1 protein-coding gene and 1 pseudogene are annotated in these 1,212 nt (G+C 66.9%); both read left to right on the plus strand.

Annotated elements, in window-relative coordinates:
• Positions 1-190: pseudogene (locus BN903_RS12930) on the plus strand (protoheme IX farnesyltransferase); the annotation flags it as partial.
• Between the two features lie 91 nt (positions 191-281).
• A partial coding sequence (locus tag BN903_RS12935) for a HAMP domain-containing sensor histidine kinase (RefSeq protein WP_079890680.1) occupies positions 282-1,212 on the plus strand: 931 nt, incomplete at its 3' end.

Genomic DNA, 1,212 nt, shown 5'->3' on the forward strand with positions numbered 1-1,212 from the left:
GGCGGCCGCCGACCCGCTCGGCGCGCTGTACGCCGTCGTCGGGGTCGCCGTCGGGGCCGTCTTCCTCTGGACGGTCGTTCGGCTCCACTACGAGCAGACCGAAGGGGCGGCGTTCCGCGCGTTCCACGCCTCGAACGCCTACCTCGGCCTGCTGTTGTTCGCGGTCGTGCTCGACGCGCTGGTAGTCTGAGCCGTCGGCTCGTACTTTCACGTAGTCTCGGCGAGATCCCCGCTCTACAGTTTATCTTAAGTATGTCTTCATTGATGCGCCCTATAGTCAAATGAATAATCGTTTCTCTGCCGGCGGGCGGCTACTGTGGCCGGTGTGGGGCCTCGGGACTTTCCTTGCGGTCTCTCTCGTCGCGGAAGGGGTACTCCTCGCGCTCGGGGCTGTCACCGCACCGGCCGGGTACTGGACCGGCACCGTCTCCTCCGTTGTCATCCTCGCAGGTATCGGATACGCAGTCTATCAGATTCCGACGTCGGGCCCGTCGGTCGACCGGTACTCTCGGATCGGCTATTGGTGTTCCGCGGGGGCAGTCGGGTTCCTTTTGATAAACTTCGGATTCATGGCGGCGATCCCGACGGCGACGACGTTTCAGGTCGTCGGCTGGACTCGATGGGCGATCGGTTTCGGTGGGGGGATCGGACTCGCGATCGGCGTCTTCGAGGCCCGGGCAATCGACCGGGAGGTCGCGGCGGAGCGTGCCCGCGTCCGCCGGGACGAACTCCAGCGTGAGCGCGACCGACTCGACGAGTTCGCGAGCGTCGTCTCACACGACCTCCGGAACCCGCTCAGCGTCGCCGCCGGGCGTCTGGACCTCGCGCGCCGAGAGCATCCCGACGACGAGCACCTCGAGGCGATCGAGAACGCGCTCGAACGGATGTCGGCCATCGTCGACGAGACCCTCGCGCTCGCCCGACAGGGAAAGACCGTCGACGAGACCGAAGACATCGACCTCGCGACCTGCGCCGAGGGCTGCTGGCAACGGGTCGACACGCGGGACGCGACGCTCGAAACGCCGGGGACGGCGACGATCCGGGCCGACCCCGACCGCCTCTCGCACGTCTTCGAGAACCTCTTTCGGAACAGCGTGGAACACGGCGGCGAAGGCGTGACCGTCAGCGTCGGGACGCTCGACGGCCGCGACGGACTCTACGTGGAGGACGACGGGTCTGGAATCCCGGCCGACGACCGCGACAGCGTCTTCG

It is taken from the genome of Halorubrum sp. AJ67 (assembly GCF_000513435.1).